The organism is Pseudoalteromonas sp. 19-MNA-CIBAN-0066 (assembly GCF_040308705.1).
Taxonomy (GTDB): Bacteria; Pseudomonadota; Gammaproteobacteria; order Enterobacterales; family Alteromonadaceae; genus Pseudoalteromonas; species Pseudoalteromonas nigrifaciens.
Window position 1 is genome coordinate 1 of sequence record NZ_JBEONZ010000014.1, and the last position, 18636, is coordinate 18636.

The following is an 18636-nucleotide window of genomic DNA, read 5'->3' on the forward strand; positions in this document are numbered from 1 at the left end:
GCGATAGCCATGTGACACCCTGCTTAATTATTGCACTAAAAAGAGCATAGTTAATTACACTGATATTACAAATATTAAGGTGGGTGTCTGCATTAAAAATATTTCAACTGCAAACCTAAATACCAAATTCGGTTAATCACTTACTGATATCTGGCACCTTCTTTTAGTAATAACTGCTCTTACTCATAACTACTTTTCCTAATAGCTGCTTTTTTACAAACAAAAAAGGCGCTTTAAAAAGCGCCTTTTAATTATTTTATTACGAATTTTACTCTGCGGCTTGCGCTACATTTGGTAAGTTAATTTTCGCTTGAGCTTTTAATGACTCAATAAACACCATGTAGTTTTTGTTTGCTTGTGCCATGGTAATGTTTTGCTGAATTTGTGGGTCAATATCATCTGCAACTTCAGCGTTCGTTACCGATTTAAGCGCAACAATCGCAGCATCACCATTATTTAAATTAACTAGCTCAACGATTGCTGAATCAGTTGGGTGAGCCATTTTAAATGTTTGCGTCACAATAGCTGGCGAAACAGTATAGCTCTGACGCGTTAACTGCGCTTCTTGGCGAACTGTTAGGTTTTGCTCAGCGGCAACGTCATTTAAGCTCTTGCCTGCTTGTACTTCTGCAAAGAGTGTACGGGCTTTTTCTTTAGCAAGCGCTGATGTTTTCTCGTTAACTAAGCTGGCTTTAATTTGCTCGCTTACATCGCTTAGTGCTTTAGTGGCAGCTGGCTCATGTTCATTAACACGCACCACAATAACATGCTCATTACCTAACTCAATCAGCTCTGAGTTTACTTTATCTTCAAGTAAATCAACTGATGTTAATGCTGTAATAACTGCAGGGCTGTTTAACGGCTCTGGTAGCTCATTTAGCGCTACAAGTGGAGTAGACTTAATCTCTACACCCGCGGCTTCTGCTGCATCAACTAAGCGGTCTGAAATTTCAAACGCAAGCGCGGCCATTTCTGTTTGCTTTTCGTAAAATGCATCTACTTTTTCAGCTTTTTCTAGTTCTGCACGTAAATCTGCTTTTACATCATCGTAGGCTTTTACTTGCTGTGCCTGTAGGTCGGTTAGTTTAATAATGTGGTAACCAAATTCTGATGCTATAACGTCTGAGTAGTCACCTTTATTTTCGAGCGCAAATGCTGCGTCTTCAAAAACAGGATCCATTACATCACGTTCTATCCACTCTAAATCGCCACCCATTTCGCCACTTACAATATCATCAGACGATGATTCTGCTAGCTCGGCAAAATCAGCACCTTGATTTAATTGCGCTAATAAAGACTCTGCTTTTGCTTTAGCTGCATCATCGTCTTCACTGTTATCAATTAAAATATGCGAAACACGACGCTTTTCAGGCTCAACGTATTGCGCTTTACTTTGTTCGTAATAGGCTTTTACGTCATCTTCAGTTACTGAAGCAGCTGTAATGTCTTGCGCTTTTAGCTCTATGTAATTAACCGATAAACGCTCAGGAGATAAAAACTGGCCGCTATTTAATTCATAGTAATCAGCTATTTCTTGCTCACTCACTACAACACTGTCTTGCATTGCTTCTTTATTAACTACTAGGTAGTCAATGCTGCGCGTTTGTTGTTGTAGAGCAATGGCACTCTCAAGTTCATTTTTTAGCGCAAAATCACTTCCCGCAACAGCAGATACAAGCTGGCTGCGTGTCATGTCTTTACGTAAGTACTCGCGAAATGAGTCTGGTTGAAAGTTCATTTGACGAATAACTTGCAAGTAACGGTCGTTGTTAAAGCTTTCACCAATTTTAAAATAAGGTAATTCTAAAATGGTTTGTCTTACACTTTCATCGCTTACACGAAGGCCTAACTCTGCCGCTAGTTGAGTTTGCAGTTCTTGTTGTACTAAACGGTCAATTACACCTTGGCGTATTTGCGCCATGTAATTTGGATCGGCTGCAATTTGGGTAAAGTATTCACCAAACTGTTGCTCTAATCGGCCTCGTTCATTTTGAAACGCACGATTAAATTCGGTTTGACTAATTTTAATACCATTTACTTCAGCAACAGGTTGTTCTGTGGTTTGACCTAGGTAACTACCAATTCCTGCTAAAGCAAAAGATAAAATCACGGCGCCTAAAATTACTTTGGCTATAGGTCCTTGCGAACCTTCTCTGATTTTCTCAAGCATTTGTTTATCTCTTTTCTGAGCAAGGTTTTTACCTTGTCATATGTAAAAAAAGCGTATCTTACCAGATACGCTTTTTCACTTGAAGTAACTGGCGGTAAAGTTACTTAATTCATCTTCTGTGGTCATTAAGTATTTTTACACTCGCCACAACTAATGTGTTTAAAACAGTGATTAGTTTACTGCGTCTTTTAGTGCTTTACCTGCTTTAAATGCAGGGATAGTTGCAGCAGCAATTTGAATTGTTTCGCCAGTTTGTGGGTTACGGCCTGAACGTGCAGCACGGTCACGAACTGAAAAAGTACCAAAACCAACAAGTGCAACTGAGTCGCCTTCTTTAAGTGCGCCAGTAACTGATTCGATAAATGAATCTAGTGCACGACCTGCAGCCGCTTTAGAAATGTCAGCATCAGCTGCGATTTGATCGATTAATTGAGATTTATTCACAATATCATCCTCTTTAATTGTTGTTATCAAGAGCGATTGTTTTTTACTAACATCACTGTTTTGAAAATTTAGAGCAAACTATTATGCTCATACGATTATATTTTTCTTAAGCCTAGTAACCATAAGGGCTAGGCTTGAAAACCAGTGCTTAACTTATCATACCGTTTAGATTTGAAAAGCCCCTAAAAGCACTTTTTTAGCGTTTTTTATCGGTTTTTCGGCGTTTCGACTGAAAAACTATCAACTGGGTGCACTAAAGCAAGTTTTAATACTTCATCAATCCATGTAACTGGGTGAATATCGAGGCCAGCCAATACGTTGTCTGGGATCTCTTTTAGGTCACGTTCGTTAATTTTTGGAATAATAACCGTTTTAATACCGCCGCGATGCGCTGCTAATAATTTCTCTTTTAAGCCACCAATTGGTAGTACTTCACCACGCAATGTAATTTCGCCTGTCATGGCAACATCGGCACGTACCGGATTACCCGTTAAGCTCGACACTAAACCAGTTACCATAGCAGCACCTGCACTTGGACCATCTTTAGGCGTTGCGCCTTCAGGTACGTGTACATGAATATCGCGCTTTTCATAAAAATCACTGTTAATACGAAACTCTTCCGCTCGGTTTCGTACTACTGTCATGGCTGCTTGTATCGACTCTTGCATTACATCACCTAATGAGCCGGTATAGCTAAGCTTACCTTTACCTGGTACTGCAGCGCATTCAATAGTTAGCAAGTCGCCGCCCACTTCAGTCCATGCAAGGCCGGTAACTTGGCCAATACGGTCGCCGTCTTCTGCTTTACCGTAATCAAAGCGCTGCACCCCTAAAAAGTCCTCTAGGTTGTGCTCATCGATAGTGACTGTTGTGGTGTCTTTTTCGATTAAAATATTTTTAACCGCTTTACGACATAGTTTAGATATTTCGCGCTCTAAATTACGTACACCCGCTTCACGCGTGTAATAACGAATAATACCGGTAATGGCACTATCGGCTATCTCAATTTCATGCTCTTTTAAGCCATTACGCTTAACTTGCTTGGTAATTAAGTGCTGTTTAGCAATATTTAGTTTTTCATCTTCGGTGTAACCCGACAAACGAATAACTTCCATTCGATCTAGTAACGGCCCTGGAATGTTAAAGCTGTTTGATGTAGCAACAAACATCACATCCGACAAATCGTAGTCAACTTCTAGGTAGTGATCGGAAAAATGACTATTTTGCTCAGGATCTAACACCTCAAGTAATGCAGATGCGGGATCACCACGCATGTCTGATGACATTTTGTCGATTTCATCAAGTAAAAACAATGGGTTTTTAACGCCCACTTTTGTCATATTTTGAATCATTTTACCTGGCATTGAGCCAATGTAAGTACGACGATGGCCACGAATTTCAGCTTCATCACGTACACCGCCAAGCGCCATACGAATATACCTACGGCCGGTAGAGCGTGCAATAGATTGACCTAAAGAGGTTTTACCCACACCAGGCGGCCCTACTAGACACAAAATAGGCCCTTTAAGCTTGTTAGTACGTTGTTGCACCGCTAGGTACTCTAAAATACGTTCTTTAACTTTTTCTAAGCCGTAATGGTCGCTATCAAGTATTTTTTGCGCGCCAGCTAAATCTTTTTTAACTTTTGAGCGTTTTTTCCACGGTACACTAATTAGTGTATCTATGTATGAGCGCACTACACTGGCTTCTGCCGACATTGGCGACATCATTTTTAGCTTACTTAACTCAGCCGTCGCTTTTTCTTTTGCTTCGGTTGGCATGCCCGACTCTTCAATACGCTTTTTCAGCGCTTCAAACTCGTCTGGCACATCATCAAGTTCACCGAGCTCTTTTTGAATAGCTTTCATTTGCTCATTGAGGTAATACTCGCGCTGTGATTTTTCCATCTGCTTTTTAACGCGGCTACGTATTTTTTTCTCAACTTGCAGTAAATCTATTTCGCCTTCCATTAGCGCCATTAAGTATTCTAAGCGTTCGGTAACACTTGAGGTTTCTAATACTTTTTGTTTTTCAGGCACTTTTAATGGCATATGAGCTGCCATGGTATCGGCAAGGCGCGCCGGATCGTCAATCCCCGAAACCGAAGTAAGTACTTCTGGTGGGATTTTTTTATTGAGTTTTACATAGCCTTCAAATTGGCTAATTGCGCTGCGAATAAACACATCTTGCTCATGCTCATCTATTGATTCTGATTCAATAAACTGCGCATTAGCTACAAAAAATTCTTCGCTATCAATAAATTCTTCAATTTTTGCGCGCTGCGTACCTTCTACTAAAACTTTTACTGTACCGTCTGGTAACTTTAATAACTGAAGTACAGTGGCAATAGTACCAACACGATAAATATCATCTTGCTCAGGCTCATCTACGGTTGCATCTTTTTGGGCAACCAAGAAAATTTGTTTGTCTTTATCCATTGCCGCTTCAAGGCATTTTATTGATTTTTCACGGCCTACAAAAAGCGGGATCACCATGTGCGGGTATACCACTACATCGCGCAGTGCTAATACTGGGATTTCGACTCGATCGGTTCTCTCAAGCGTCATTATATTTCTCTTTGCACTTCATTTATTTTAAAGATTACTCAAGTATATGGGGATAACCTAATTAAAGTTCAACGATTTTCCCGTACTCAATTAAATTAATTATAAAAAAAGGAGCCTTAGGCTCCTTTTTAAATCAAATAGCTTAAAAACTACTCAGATGCTGCTTTATCTTGATTATTATTTTCATAAATCAAAATTGGGTCTGATTCACCTTTAATTACGGTTTCATCTATAACCACTTTGCTTACATTATCCATAGAAGGTAGCTCATACATAGTATCAAGTAATACACCTTCAACGATTGAACGCAAACCACGAGCACCTGTTTTACGCTCCATTGCTTTGTGGGCAATTGCAGCTAAGGCATCATCGCGAAACTCAAGCTCAACATCTTCCATACCAAACAATACTGAAAACTGTTTAGTAATGGCGTTTTTAGGCTCACTTAAAATTTGTATTAGTGCAGCTTCATCAAGTTCAGTTAATGTAGCAACTACCGGTAAACGGCCGATAAACTCAGGGATCAAGCCGTACTTAACTAAATCCTCTGGCTCTACGTCTTTAAATGTATCACTTAAAGAACGGCTCGCTGCAGACTCTTTAACATCAACACCAAAACCAATACCGGTATTTTTATGGCTACGTTGCTCAATCACTTTATCAAGACCTGAGAATGCGCCACCACAAATAAACAAGATTTTAGACGTATCTACTTGTAAAAACTCTTGCTGTGGGTGCTTACGGCCACCTTGTGGTGGAACCGAAGCTATGGTGCCTTCTATCAGTTTAAGTAGTGCTTGTTGCACGCCTTCGCCTGATACATCACGCGTAATTGACGGGTTGTCTGATTTACGAGAAATTTTATCAATTTCATCTATGTAAACAATACCACGTTGTGCTTTTTCTACATCGTAATCGCATTTTTGTAACAGCTTTTGAATGATGTTTTCAACATCTTCACCCACATAACCCGCTTCGGTTAATGTGGTTGCATCGGCCATAGTAAACGGCACATCTAATAAGCGTGCTAACGTTTCTGCTAGTAATGTTTTACCACTACCTGTAGGACCAATTAATAAGATATTACTTTTACTTAGTTCAATATCTTGCTTAGTCGACTGATTACGTAGGCGTTTGTAATGGTTGTATACCGCTACAGACAATACTTTTTTAGCATGGTCTTGGCCAATAACATAGTCGTCTAAGTGTTTACGAATTTCTTTTGGTACAGGTAGTTTGTCAGAGGCATCGTGCTTAGGCGCAATGTCTTTTATTTCTTCTCTGATAATATCGTTACACAACTCTACACATTCATCACAAACATATACTGAAGGGCCTGCAATTAATTTGCGTACTTCATGTTGGCTTTTGCCGCAAAAAGAACAGTATAACAATTTACTACTTTTGTCGCCGTCTGTAGGAGTGTCAGACATTCAGCTACCTCATTTTATACGTTGGCCACCAAATTGATCGATGGCTATTTCAATACGTTTTAACTATACCAAAATTTAATTTTTTCGCATAGTAACTCAAAGTGGCAAACAGCCTAGCTGTTTGCCAAACGCTTACTTGCTAGCGCGATTTTTAAATACTGAGTCTACAATGCCGTAATCTACAGCTTGATCAGCACTCATAAAGTTATCACGATCAGTGTCTTTAGAAATCACGTCTAATGGTTGGCCTGTATGCTCAGCCATTAAGCGGTTTAGCTTGTCTTTAATAGACAGGATTTCTTTGGCATGTATTTCAAAGTCAGATGCTTGACCTTGGAAACCACCTAATGGTTGGTGGATCATTACGCGCGAGTTCGGTAGACAAAAACGTTTGCCCTTTGCCCCAGCGGTAAGTAAAAAAGCACCCATGCTAGCAGCTTGACCTACACAAATTGTACTTACATCTGGTTTAATGAAGTTCATTGTGTCGTAAATTGCCATACCCGCAGTAACCGAACCACCTGGTGAGTTTATATATAAAAAGATATCTTTATCTGGGTTTTCTGATTCTAAGAACAACATTTGCGCTAAAATCAGGTTTGCCATGTTGTCTTCAACAGGACCCGTTAAAAAGATAATACGCTCTTTTAATAATCTCGAATAAATGTCATACGAGCGCTCGCCTTTAGGTGTTTGTTCAACAACCATAGGGACCAATGCGTTTAGGGGATCTGTAATACCAATATTCATACTTATTTAATTCCTTATGCGCTTATACTTGTCCTTATTAAAGAAAAGCATAGTTATCATTTTTCGCAAATTAAGAACCACAAACTAAAATGGCCCGAGCACACTGCATAAACAGAGTAACACGAGCCATTTAATCGTTAGCGAGCACTTAAGTCAATGACTTATTAAGCACCTTGCTGTGGATTCATGATGTCGTCAAATGCTGTTTCAACGTCAGTCACAGTTGCTTTAGCTAAGATAGCCTCAACAGCTTGCTCTTCCATTGCTACATTACGCATTTGCTGCATAAGTTGATCATTCGCTTTGTAGTATTCTACTACTTCAGTTGGATCTTCGTATGCAGAAGCTACCGTTGCGATTAATGCTTCAACTTTAGCGTCGTCAACTTTAATCTCGTTAGCTTTAATCACTTCACCTAATAAAAGGCCAGTTTTAACACGTGTTACTGCTTGCTCATGGAACAATTCAGCAGGAAGCTCAGGCATGTTTTGCGCATCGCCACCAAAACGTTGAGCAGCTTGCTGACGTAATGCGTCAACTTCTTGATCAACTAGTGCTTTAGGCACTTCAATTTCGTTGTTCGCTAAAAGACCTTTAATAGCTTGATCTTTAACGTTAGCTTTAACCGCTTGGTCTAGCTCACGTGTCATGTTCTTTTTAACTTCAACTTTAAGCGCGTCAACACCACCTTCGGTAACACCGAATTTAGTTGCAAATTCTTCGCTTAATTCAGGTAACTCTTGCGCTTCAACTTTTTTCACTGTGATAGTGAATTGAGCCGCTTTACCTTTTAAGTTTTCAGCATGGTAATCATCAGGGAAAGTTACGTCAGCAATTGCTTCTTCGCCTGCTTTTTTACCTACGATATTATCTTCAAAACCTGGGATCATACGACCTTGGCCAAGTTCTAATGGGAAGTCTTCAGCTTTGCCGCCTTCAAATACTTCACCGTCGATAGTACCTACAAAATCAACCGTTACACGGTCGTTTTCGCCAGCAGCTGTATCAACTTCAGCCCAGTCTGCGTGTTGCTTACGAAGTGTTTCTAGCATGTTAGCTAAATCTTCGTCAGTTACTGTTACGGCTGGTTTTTCAACTGTAATTTTGTCTAAACCTTGAACTTCAACTTCAGGGTAAACTTCAAACGTAGCCGAAAACTCTAAATCTTTACCAGCTTCAAGTGCTTTTGGAGCAAATGTTGGTGCGCCAGCTGGGTTAATTTTTTCTGAAACAATTGCTTCATAGAAATTACGTTGCATTACTTCGCCAGCAACTTCTTGACGAACTGCTGGTCCAAAACGCTTGTTAATTACTGATGCTGGAACTTTACCAGCACGGAAGCCATCAATACGCTGCGTTTTTGACAGTTGTTGTAAGCGTTTTTTTACTTCATTCTCAACGTTCTCTGCAGGAACGGTGATGGTCAGACGGCGCTCAAGGCCTTGGGTCGTCTCAACAGAAACTTGCATGATTTACCTCAATCTTCAATTTTGGCGACTGTTCGCCTTCTTTACACACAAAGTCATCTTTAGGAGTCTTGATAAAATTTAAACCTTTGTGGCTTAAAAACATTCGTCGCTACCACCAGATACCATTGCTGCTCTGCCCTGCGGGCACTATATTAAAATAATAGACGCGGCATTATAACGTAATATTGATGATAGTCGAGTGTAGGAAACAATTTTTTGAAGCACAATTGTGTTATTAGTAATCAAGCGAATAAAAAACAGGCTAATTTAGCAGCTAATCAAAAGTATAAAGTTATAGTTTATAAGTTCTAAAATAGTTTATTAGTGAGTTTTTATTATTTATTTTCGAATATTAACAATCTCTGCTTTAACAAAGTGCTCGATAATACTGATTTTGAAGTGAGTAGTGCGTGTAATATCAAAACCATTTTCATTTATTATTGTTAATAAAGAAAATGGTCGGCGATGCAGGATTTGAACCTGCGACCCCTTGGACCCAAACCAAGTGCGCTACCAAACTGCGCTAATCGCCGATATATTTTTTATACTTAACTTTTGAATACTTAAACTTTGTATTTAAGACCATTTATAAGAAAATGGTCGGCGATGCAGGATTTGAACCTGCGACCCCTTGGACCCAAACCAAGTGCGCTACCAAACTGCGCTAATCGCCGATACTCTTTGTAAATTGGGGTGACTGATGGGGCTCGAACCCACGACAACCGGAATCACAATCCGGGGCTCTACCAACTGAGCTACAATCACCACGGTATTTACTTGTTTTCAAATGGTGCACCCAGAAGGATTCGAACCTTCGACCCACGCCTTAGAAGGGCGTTGCTCTATCCAGCTGAGCTATGGGCGCATCGAAAACTTCATAGTTTACCAATAAGCTAATTACGTAAGTACAATGGCTTTGTGCAAATGTACTATTGCATTAATACCCAAATAATATCCACTTAGCTTAATTACTTAAGAAAGTGGTCGGCGATGCAGGATTTGAACCTGCGACCCCTTGGACCCAAACCAAGTGCGCTACCAAACTGCGCTAATCGCCGATGCTTATAATTGTTAGCGAGTGACCTCGTTGACAACGGGGTGCATAATAGTGATTTGGCTGGGTTAGGTCAAACGTTTTTTTAAGAAAACAATTCAATTGCTCACTTTTAGTTCATAATAGCCAGAATAACCTAATAGCCGGCTGAAATTTAGACTATTTTGTATAATCAAATACGCTATTAGCTAAAAGCAACTTGGCGCTTTAGTGCTTTTCTGCGAAAATAGTAAACATATTAAAAATGGATTTAATAAAGTAAGTATTTCTTTATTACATTACCCCTATTTTTTGTATATCCATTTTAAGTATCTGTATCAAGTTAATTAACCCTAATTAAAGGTCACCCATGACGGCAAACATCATTGATGGTAAAGCAATAGCAAAACAAGTACGTAGCGCAGTTGCACAACGCGTTTCAGAGCGAGTAGCACAAAACCTTCGTGCGCCCGGTCTTGCAGTAGTGCTTGTAGGACTCGACCCTGCGAGTCAGGTTTATGTTGGCTCAAAACGTAAAGCCTGTGAAGAAGTTGGTTTTATCTCTAAATCTTTTGATTTACCAGCAAATACCACTGAGCAAACACTATTAGAGTTAATTGATGAATTAAACAACGATCAAGAAATTGACGGTATTTTAGTACAACTCCCTTTACCTGAAGGTCTTGATGTAGAAAAGATTCTTGAACGTATTACTCCGCATAAAGATGTAGATGGTTTTCATCCTTACAATATAGGCCGACTAGCCCAACGTATGCCAGCCCTTCGTCCTTGTACACCAAAAGGTATTATTACCTTACTTGACTCAACGGGTGTGCGTTATAAAGGATTGCATGCTGTGGTTGTAGGTGCATCCAATATTGTAGGGCGTCCTATGGCACTAGAGCTATTGTTAGCTGGTTGCACTACCACTGTTTGTCATAAATTTACACAAGACTTAGAAACCCATGTTCGTCGGGCCGATTTATTAGTGGTTGCAGTTGGTAAACCTGAATTTATTCCTGGTGACTGGGTTAAAGAAGGTGCGATTGTTATTGATGTAGGTATTAACCGCTTAGATAGCGGTAAGTTAGTGGGTGATGTTGAATATAGTGTTGCTGAGCAAAAAGCTGACTTTATTACCCCTGTACCTGGTGGTGTAGGCCCTATGACAGTGGCAAGCTTGATTGAAAACACCCTCGAAGCGTGTGAAAAATATCATAGCTAAGCGCTAACAGAATCAAAAAAGGGTTGCCACTTGGCAACCCTTTTTAATGCAACTAATAAAGTTAGTTATTATTTTTGAAATAAACCAATTACGCTTTACGCCAAGTGGTTTTACCGGCTGAATCTTCTAGTATTACGCCTAACGCACTAAGTGCATCGCGCGCTTCATCAGCAGCAGCCCAGTTTTTACTAGCACGCGCATCGTTACGCTTAACTATTAGCGCTTCAATTTGTGCTACTTCATCATCGTCTTGCCCACCTTGTAAAAAGGCTTCTGGGTCCTGCTGAGCAACACCTAGCACTTCGCTTATGCTACCTAGTATAAATGCTAACTGCCCTGCTTGCTGGCTATCAATATCTTTTACGCGGTTTAGCTCTTTAGCTAGCTCAAACAACACAGGTAATGCTTCTGGTGTATTAAAGTCATCATCCATCGCCTTTCTAAACTTAATAACATACTCGTTGTCATCAAGCTCACACGCTACTGGTTTAACCCCACGAAGTGCTGTATAAATACGTTCAAGTGATGAGCGAGCTTGATCTAAATTTTCTTGCGAATAATTTAGCTGGCTGCGGTAATGGCCCGAGATTAAAAAGTAACGTACTGATTCTGCATCGTACTGTTTTAACACTTCACGCACAGTAAAAAAGTTATCTAACGATTTAGACATTTTTTCTTTATTTACTTGCACCATACCCGTGTGGATCCAAGTATTTACATACTTGCCATTATTTGCACAGCACGATTGTGCAATTTCGTTTTCGTGATGCGGAAACTGTAAGTCAGAACCCCCACCATGAATATCAAAATGCTCACCCAAATGCTTTGAGCTCATAGCAGAACATTCAATATGCCAACCTGGACGCCCTTCGCCCCATGGAGATGACCATGATGGCTCACCCGCTTTGGCTTTTTTCCACAATACAAAATCAAGCGGATCGTCTTTATCCTGAGCAACCTCAACACGCGATCCTGATTGCAGCATGGTTAAATCTTGCTGCGATAATGCGCCGTACTGCTCAAAGGTAGAAACATCAAACAATACATCACCATCGGCAGCAACATAAGCATGGCCTTTGGTAATTAAGCGCTCAACCATTTCAATAATTTCATCCATGTGCGCAGTTACTGTTGGTTCAACATCGGGGCGTAACATGTTTAAACTATCAAAATCTTCATGCATGGCTTTCGTCATGCGCACAGTTAAGTCGTTTATTGACTCGCCATTTTCGTTAGCGCGTTTAATTATTTTGTCATCAACATCGGTAATATTACGCACATATTTTAAATCATAACCAATGTGGCGAAGGTAGCGAACAATCACATCGAAGCCAACAAAGGTACGCGCATGCCCAATATGACAGTAATCATAAATGGTGATACCACACACATACATGTCGATTTTGCCTTCGACCATTGGTTTAAATTGCTCTTTTTGTCGCGTTAGTGTGTTGTATATATTAACCATTTACTTTGAGTCCTTGACTATTAACTTGAACAGCTATGTTACCACTTGAAAAGCCCCTGCTCTAGCGCTTTATAACAAAGCAAACATCTACTTTGTTAATCTTAGCTAACTGAGATAAAATAGCGCGACTATTTAAACCAGATACAGGAAACCTCATGGTTGTTCTACACACTAATTTTGGTGACATCACCATTAAAATGTTTGATCAAGAAGCTCCAAACACAGTTAAAAACTTTTTAGAGTATGCAAATGCTGGCTTTTTCAACGGCACTATCTTTCATCGTGTAATCGATGGTTTTATGGTTCAAGGCGGTGGTTTTATCCCTGGTATGGATCAAAAAGAAGTAAATGATCCAATTAAAAATGAAGCTAACAATGGCCTATCAAATAAAGTAGGTACTTTAGCAATGGCACGTACGCCTGATCCTCATTCAGCTACAGCGCAATTTTTCATTAACGTTAACGACAACGATTTTTTAAACCACAGCAGCGAAACGTCGCAAGGCTGGGGTTACTGTGTATTTGCTGAAGTTGTTGAAGGCATGGACATAGTTAATAAAATTAAAGGCGTAGCAACTGGTAGCAACGGCTTTCATCAAGACGTACCACTTGAAGATGTAATTATCGAAAGCGTTACTGTTAACTAATAGCGTTTACTCACATTATGTGAGTATATAAGCGGGTATTAATATAAATTAAGTTTAAATATTTACTTAATTTATATAAGCCCGCTTTTATTTTATCTAAAAAGACTCATCTATGACTCGCAAAACTTATTTTATTGCCGACTTACACCTAAGTGAAAACCGCCCTGATATTAGCGCGGCATTTTTTAGCTTTTTAAATACGCACATACTTAATCAAGATGTAGATGCACTGTACATTTTAGGTGATTTTTTTGAAGTATGGGTTGGCGACGATTACATTACAACGCTGAGCGCTAATGTAGCAAAACATTTAAAAGCAGTCAGTGATGGCGGTACACCGGTTTATTTTATTCATGGTAATCGCGACTTTATTATGCGCGACAAGTATGCCGCAATGGCAGGCATGACCTTACTTGATGAGCAAACCGTAATAGATTTATACGGTACACCAACGGTTATTTTACATGGCGATGAAATGTGTACTCAAGATATAGAGTACCAAAAGTTTCGTCGTAAAAGCCGTGGATGGTGGTGGCCAAAACTAATGTTGGCTATGCCACTATGGTATCGTAAAAAAATAGCCCGTAATGCACGTGAAAAAAGTAAACTTAGCCAAGCCAATAAACCCCTTGAAATACTCGATGTGATTGATGACGCCGTACTCGCTACTTTTGCTAAGCACCAGGTCACTAATATGATCCACGGTCATACTCATCGCCCTAATGTGCATACTTACACAGTAAACCAAGAAACTTTAACGCGTACGGTTTTAGGTGACTGGTACACCCAAGGCTCATATTTAGTGGTTACACCACAGGCTCAAAAGTTAATTAGCACTCCTTTTAAGGCGTAAAATGAGTGCTACAAAAGGTAGTTTTTTAATGCAGGAATACCGCTATGAAATTTAAAGTCGGTATCGGGCGTTGCAATGAGCTCACGTTCTTTTTCTGCAAAAAACTGCACTCGCTCGGTAATATCAAAGTCGGCAATTTCTTGCGCCAGCGTTAAATAATCTTGATAATGTCGCGCTTCTGAGCGCAATAGCGATATATAAAAGTCACCTAAACGTTTATCTACATGCGGAGCAAGCTTAGCAAAACGCTCACACGATCGCGCCTCAATGTAAGCACCCACTATAAGCTTATCGACCAGAGCATCTGGCTCAAAGGTTTTTACATTACGCAGCATACCTTTAGCATAACGACATGGGGTAATACTTCTATATTCAACACCGTACTCGTCCATAATTTCTAATACTTGATAAAAATGATGCAACTCTTCTTTTATTAGCATCACCATTTTATCGATTAACTCTTGCCCATACGGCGAGTTAGATTTAGGAATAATAGCCTTGGTAAGCTTGTTTTTAGCCGCTAAGTCACGCCAATTGCCTTCACGTTTATAAATTAATGTTTCAAACGGTTTTAGCCACTCAAGCAGAGCGTCGCTACTTTCTTTATCCACCGCATACTTACGAATTAAAAACATCGCTGATTGCGCTGCTTTTAATTCACATATCAAATGGTCGATTAATATAATCGATAAATTTTCTTTTTTTATCGCTTCATCAACCCACTGCTGTGGGGTTTCGCATTTTAAAAAACTTAAAATTGGCGCTAATAATTGTTGCGTAGACACTTTTTGCATATCTCAGTATAACTTTAAACTTAATAACGATTTTACCATGAAACCTTTTTAAAAGATCACCACGGCCTACTTTTACATGGGTATCATTTACAACTTCAAAATGTTAATACAATGTTACCTTGACTTTGTATTGCAAGTGAACCATAACTGTATAGTGACTGTATAAAAATAAAACAGTAAAAAACTAATAAGTTACTTTTATGGAGTAAACACTATGATACTAAACCACCTATGGGGGCTTTACGCTCACCCACTTGAAGAATGGCAAACAATTGATAACCGCCATGAAAGCCTAACTTATAGCCTCTCGCATATTGTGTTGATAGCGCTGTTTCCCTCGGTTATGGGGTACTATTCATCGGTATATTTAGGATGGAGCATAGGTACAGGAAACCCCGTATTTTTAACCCATGACAGTGCACTACTTATTGCAATTGCAATGTATGTGGCGCTAATTGCGGGTATATTTGCTTTGGCTTATTTAGCCCACTGGATGGGAGTAACCTTTGGTGCTCAGCCCACTTTCACTCAAGCTCTCGAACTAGCAGCTTATACTGCAACCCCGGTGTTTATGTCGGCACTAGCTGCTTTTTTACCGCACTTATGGTTTGTGGTGTGCGTAGGCATGGTTGCTTTGGCTTACTCGGTTTATTTACTTTATACCGGTGTGCCAATATTAATGCATATACCAGAAGAACGAGGCTTTATTTACGCAAGCTCTGTAGTAACTTGTGGCTTAATTTTACTGGTTATTATTTTAGCGGTTACCGCTATGCTATGGACTAATGGAATAGTGAGCCCCATGTTTACATAAGCACTGCACCGCGTTGGAGTAAAAGTATTTGTGCTTTTTTGCACAAAAAAAAGGAGCTAATTAGCTCCTTTTTTATTTAAATATTTTTAACGATTAGTCTGATTCGTTTTCATCTTGATTATGAATCTCTAACCCTGCAGACATCGCATTTTCGCGAGTACTTTTTGCAGAGTCATTACGCATTTTATCAATACGATTTAAGTAATCTTGATCAATGTCGCCAGTTATATATTGGCCATCGAATACTGATGTTTCAAATTTAGTGATTTCAGGGTTTTCTTTGCCAACCGCTGCAATCAAATCTTTTAATGACTGAAAAATCAAACCGTCAGAACCAATACTTGCATTAATATCTTCCACTTCACGGCCATGAGCAATCAGCTCGGCTGCAGATGGCATATCAATACCGTACACATTAGGAAAACGTATTTCAGGAGCAGCTGATGCAAAATAAACGTTTTTAGCACCCGACTCTCTAGCCATTTCAACTATTTGCGCTGAGGTAGTACCACGCACAATTGAGTCATCAACCAGTAATACGTTTTTACCTTTAAACTCACGATCTATGGCATTTAACTTTTGACGCACTGATTTTTTACGTAACTCTTGGCCGGGCATAATAAATGTGCGACCAATGTAACGGTTTTTAACAAAACCTTGGCGGTAAGGTAAATCAAGAACACGGGCTATTTCGAGCGCAATATCACACGATGTTTCAGGAATAGGAATAACCACATCAATGTCTTTATCAGCCCACTCACGTGCTATTTTTTCACCCAATTTAGTTCCCATATTTACCCGTGCTGCATAAACAGACATACGGTCAATGGTTGAATCGGGGCGAGCAAAATAAACAAACTCAAAAATACATGGTGAATAAGATACTTTATCTGCACAGCTTAACGAGTGAAATTCACCGTTTTCGGTTACATAAATGGCTTCACCTGGTGCTACATCACGAATAAATTCAAAACCATCTTGTTTTAGTGCAACACTTTCTGAAGCAAACATGTATTCGGTGCCTTTTGCGCTTTCGCGTTTACCAAATACCAATGGACGAATACCATTAGGGTCACGAAACGCCACCACACCGTGGCCAATAATCATCGCGATAGCAGCATAGCCGCCATTCACTTTGTTATTTACTTCGGTAATAGCGGTAAAAATATCTTCTGCGCCAAGCTGTAGCTTGTTTGATTTACTTAACTCATGCGCAAGAATATTAAGCAATATTTCTGAGTCAGAGGTGGTGTTTACATGGCGTCGTGCTTCTGAAAACAATTGCTCTTTTAACTCTTCTGCATTCGTTAGGTTGCCATTATGTGCTAATGCAATACCAAAAGGAGAGTTTACATAAAATGGCTGCGCTTCTGATGAGCTTGACGAGCCTGCTGTTGGGTAACGAACATGGCCTATGCCAATTGTTCCCTGCAATCGTTTCATATGGCGAGTGTGAAATACATCTCTCACTAAACCATTTGCTTTGCGTAAGCTAAACGTATTGTTGTCAATGGTAATAATACCCGCGGCGTCTTGGCCGCGATGCTGCAAAACAGTTAAGCCATCATAAATCGCCTGATTAACTGGCGATGTTCCGACTATTCCAACGATACCACACATGTAATTTATCCTCGCCGATTAACGGTTTACTGAATTTAAAAAGCTTGAGTTGTTTTCAAGGTATGAAAAAAACCATTCAACAACAAAGCCAAATTCCGGAATCAAAATAGAGTTGCCCCACCAATGCGTATTAGGCGCACCTGTAAAAGCATCAAGAAAGAAGAGTAACGCGCTCACGACCAACACGCCTCGAAGAGCACCAAACACTATGCCAAAAACACGGTCGGTGCCTGATAAACCAGTACGCTGTACTAATTCACCTAAAATGTAGTTTAGTAAACCGCCCAACAATAGCGTCACAAAGAATAATATGGCTATGGCCGCTGCATTTCTTAAAAGGGGTTCAGAAATGGTAGTTAGGAAGGAAGCTAAATATTGATAGAACAAGCTAGAGATGATAAAAGCGCCAGCCCATACAGCTAATGACATAGCTTCTTTAACAAAGCCGCGTATTAAACCGATGACGGTAGATAGTGCAATAATGCCAAGAATGGCGTAATCAACCCAGATCATAAGAACCAATTAGTCGCTAATTTGGGGCGCATTCTATACCTAAACATCGTTAATATGCAAGTTTAAGCGGGAGATAACTGGTTGCCCAAAACAGTAAATTTTAACCTTAATTAAAATAGTTTTGACCAACATATGAGAAGTGTAATACGACTAATAAAAACACCTAACCTTGCACACAAGGCTAGGTGCAATACGTTACTTGGTTACTTCAAATTGCGTTATTTTACCATTGAGCTTAGTTAGCTCTTTAAGTGCTGGTAATTGCTTTTGTAACTCATTTTTATTAAGCGATGGGCCAACAAATACTTTAGTTAATGTACCGTTTGGCGTTTTTACTGGCTTAGTAAAGGTTTTGAACCCTTTAGCTTGCAGCTTTGCTTGCAGCGCTTTTACGTTTGCGGCATGAGAAAAACTACCTAATTGAATGACATAAGCCATGCTGGTTAGGTTCTCATTGTTTTGGCGTGGCTTGATTGATTGTACCGGCGCAGCTGCTTGTGGTTGAGCTTTAGGCGCTATTACCGCCTCTACCACTTTAGCTTCTGATGTATAGTCACTTTGAGCAATATTAGCTTGTTGTTCAAAAGCGATATCATCTGCTTGAATGTCTTCTATCTCATCTTGTTGCAACGAGTCTGCCCCGGCTACGTTTTCATCAATTTCTTGCTGCAGATCGATTGTTTTGAACTCAGAGCGTTCTGGAATCGCTTTAAAGCCTTCTTTATAGTGCACTTTTTCACCATCAAGTATGTTAGGTATAAACACAATTGCTGCTATTACCACGATACTTGTTCCGACTAAGCGATTTATAAAACTTGAGTTCACCGATATTCTCT

Annotated in this window: 14 protein-coding genes, 5 tRNA genes and 1 pseudogene; 4 read left to right on the forward strand and 16 right to left on the reverse strand. The window is 39.8% G+C overall.

Going from position 1 to position 18636, the window contains the following annotated elements; genetic code table 11:
• Nucleotides 1–268: 268 nt before the first annotated feature.
• The 11 genes and pseudogenes from AAEZ18_RS09830 to AAEZ18_RS09880 form a co-directional block, all read right to left on the reverse strand.
• Nucleotides 269–2170 carry a SurA N-terminal domain-containing protein gene (locus AAEZ18_RS09830; protein WP_350594098.1) on the reverse strand — a complete coding sequence of 634 codons (1902 nt, stop codon included), beginning with the start codon at nt 2168–2170 and terminating at the stop codon, nt 269–271.
• A 171-nt stretch (nt 2171–2341) separates the two neighbouring features.
• Nucleotides 2342–2650 (reverse strand): annotated as a pseudogene (locus AAEZ18_RS09835) (HU family DNA-binding protein); the annotation flags it as partial.
• A 170-nt stretch (nt 2651–2820) separates the two neighbouring features.
• On the reverse strand, nt 2821–5181 hold the full coding sequence (lon, locus tag AAEZ18_RS09840; protein WP_350594099.1) for an endopeptidase La: 2361 nt from the start codon (nt 5179–5181) through the stop codon (nt 2821–2823).
• Nucleotides 5182–5330: 149 nt separating this feature from the next.
• On the reverse strand, nt 5331–6614 hold the full coding sequence (gene clpX / locus AAEZ18_RS09845) for an ATP-dependent protease ATP-binding subunit ClpX (protein ID WP_011328719.1): 1284 nt from the start codon (nt 6612–6614) through the stop codon (nt 5331–5333).
• A 132-nt stretch (nt 6615–6746) separates the two neighbouring features.
• Complete coding sequence (clpP, locus tag AAEZ18_RS09850; protein WP_011328720.1) at nt 6747–7364, reverse strand: ATP-dependent Clp endopeptidase proteolytic subunit ClpP; 618 nt, start codon at nt 7362–7364, stop codon at nt 6747–6749.
• 164 nt (nt 7365–7528) lie between these two features.
• Nucleotides 7529–8833: a trigger factor gene (tig, locus tag AAEZ18_RS09855; RefSeq protein WP_011328721.1), complete on the reverse strand. Its 1305-nt coding sequence runs from the start codon at nt 8831–8833 to the stop codon at nt 7529–7531.
• Between the two features lie 456 nt (nt 8834–9289).
• Nucleotides 9290–9366, reverse strand: a tRNA-Pro gene (locus AAEZ18_RS09860).
• 64 nt (nt 9367–9430) lie between these two features.
• A tRNA-Pro gene (locus AAEZ18_RS09865) sits at nt 9431–9507 on the reverse strand.
• A gap of 15 nt (nt 9508–9522) precedes the next feature.
• Nucleotides 9523–9598: transfer RNA gene (locus tag AAEZ18_RS09870), tRNA-His, on the reverse strand.
• Between the two features lie 23 nt (nt 9599–9621).
• Nucleotides 9622–9698, reverse strand: a tRNA-Arg gene (locus AAEZ18_RS09875).
• Between the two features lie 116 nt (nt 9699–9814).
• Nucleotides 9815–9891 (reverse strand) — tRNA-Pro (locus tag AAEZ18_RS09880).
• 345 nt (nt 9892–10236) lie between these two features.
• Here AAEZ18_RS09880 and folD point away from each other — a divergent pair.
• Complete coding sequence (gene folD / locus AAEZ18_RS09885) at nt 10237–11091, forward strand: bifunctional methylenetetrahydrofolate dehydrogenase/methenyltetrahydrofolate cyclohydrolase FolD (protein WP_011328722.1); 855 nt, start codon at nt 10237–10239, stop codon at nt 11089–11091.
• An 88-nt stretch (nt 11092–11179) separates the two neighbouring features.
• Here the strand turns inward: folD and cysS are convergent, their stop codons facing one another.
• Nucleotides 11180–12559 carry a cysteine--tRNA ligase gene (gene cysS, locus AAEZ18_RS09890; protein ID WP_309216312.1) on the reverse strand — a complete coding sequence of 460 codons (1380 nt, stop codon included), beginning with the start codon at nt 12557–12559 and terminating at the stop codon, nt 11180–11182.
• Between the two features lie 155 nt (nt 12560–12714).
• Between cysS and AAEZ18_RS09895 the strand changes: the two genes are divergently transcribed.
• Nucleotides 12715–13206, forward strand: coding sequence for a peptidylprolyl isomerase (locus AAEZ18_RS09895; RefSeq protein ID WP_011328724.1), 492 nt, complete (start codon nt 12715–12717; stop codon nt 13204–13206).
• A gap of 112 nt (nt 13207–13318) precedes the next feature.
• Nucleotides 13319–14059: a UDP-2,3-diacylglucosamine diphosphatase gene (locus tag AAEZ18_RS09900; protein ID WP_011328725.1), complete on the forward strand. Its 741-nt coding sequence runs from the start codon at nt 13319–13321 to the stop codon at nt 14057–14059.
• An 8-nt stretch (nt 14060–14067) separates the two neighbouring features.
• Here AAEZ18_RS09900 and miaE read toward each other — a convergent pair whose 3' ends face one another.
• Nucleotides 14068–14844: a tRNA isopentenyl-2-thiomethyl-A-37 hydroxylase MiaE gene (gene miaE, locus AAEZ18_RS09905; protein ID WP_350549806.1), complete on the reverse strand. Its 777-nt coding sequence runs from the start codon at nt 14842–14844 to the stop codon at nt 14068–14070.
• A 223-nt stretch (nt 14845–15067) separates the two neighbouring features.
• Between miaE and AAEZ18_RS09910 the strand changes: the two genes are divergently transcribed.
• Nucleotides 15068–15667: a Yip1 family protein gene (locus tag AAEZ18_RS09910; protein WP_011328727.1), complete on the forward strand. Its 600-nt coding sequence runs from the start codon at nt 15068–15070 to the stop codon at nt 15665–15667.
• Between the two features lie 93 nt (nt 15668–15760).
• Here the strand turns inward: AAEZ18_RS09910 and purF are convergent, their stop codons facing one another.
• The 3 genes from purF to AAEZ18_RS09925 form a co-directional block, all read right to left on the reverse strand.
• Entirely contained in the window at nt 15761–17287 is a 1527-nt protein-coding gene (gene purF, locus AAEZ18_RS09915; RefSeq protein ID WP_089368566.1) for an amidophosphoribosyltransferase, read from the reverse strand.
• 18 nt (nt 17288–17305) lie between these two features.
• Nucleotides 17306–17800: a CvpA family protein gene (locus tag AAEZ18_RS09920; RefSeq protein ID WP_041454502.1), complete on the reverse strand. Its 495-nt coding sequence runs from the start codon at nt 17798–17800 to the stop codon at nt 17306–17308.
• A gap of 195 nt (nt 17801–17995) precedes the next feature.
• On the reverse strand, nt 17996–18625 hold the full coding sequence (locus AAEZ18_RS09925; RefSeq protein ID WP_179808016.1) for an SPOR domain-containing protein: 630 nt from the start codon (nt 18623–18625) through the stop codon (nt 17996–17998).
• Nucleotides 18626–18636: the final 11 nt, after the last annotated feature.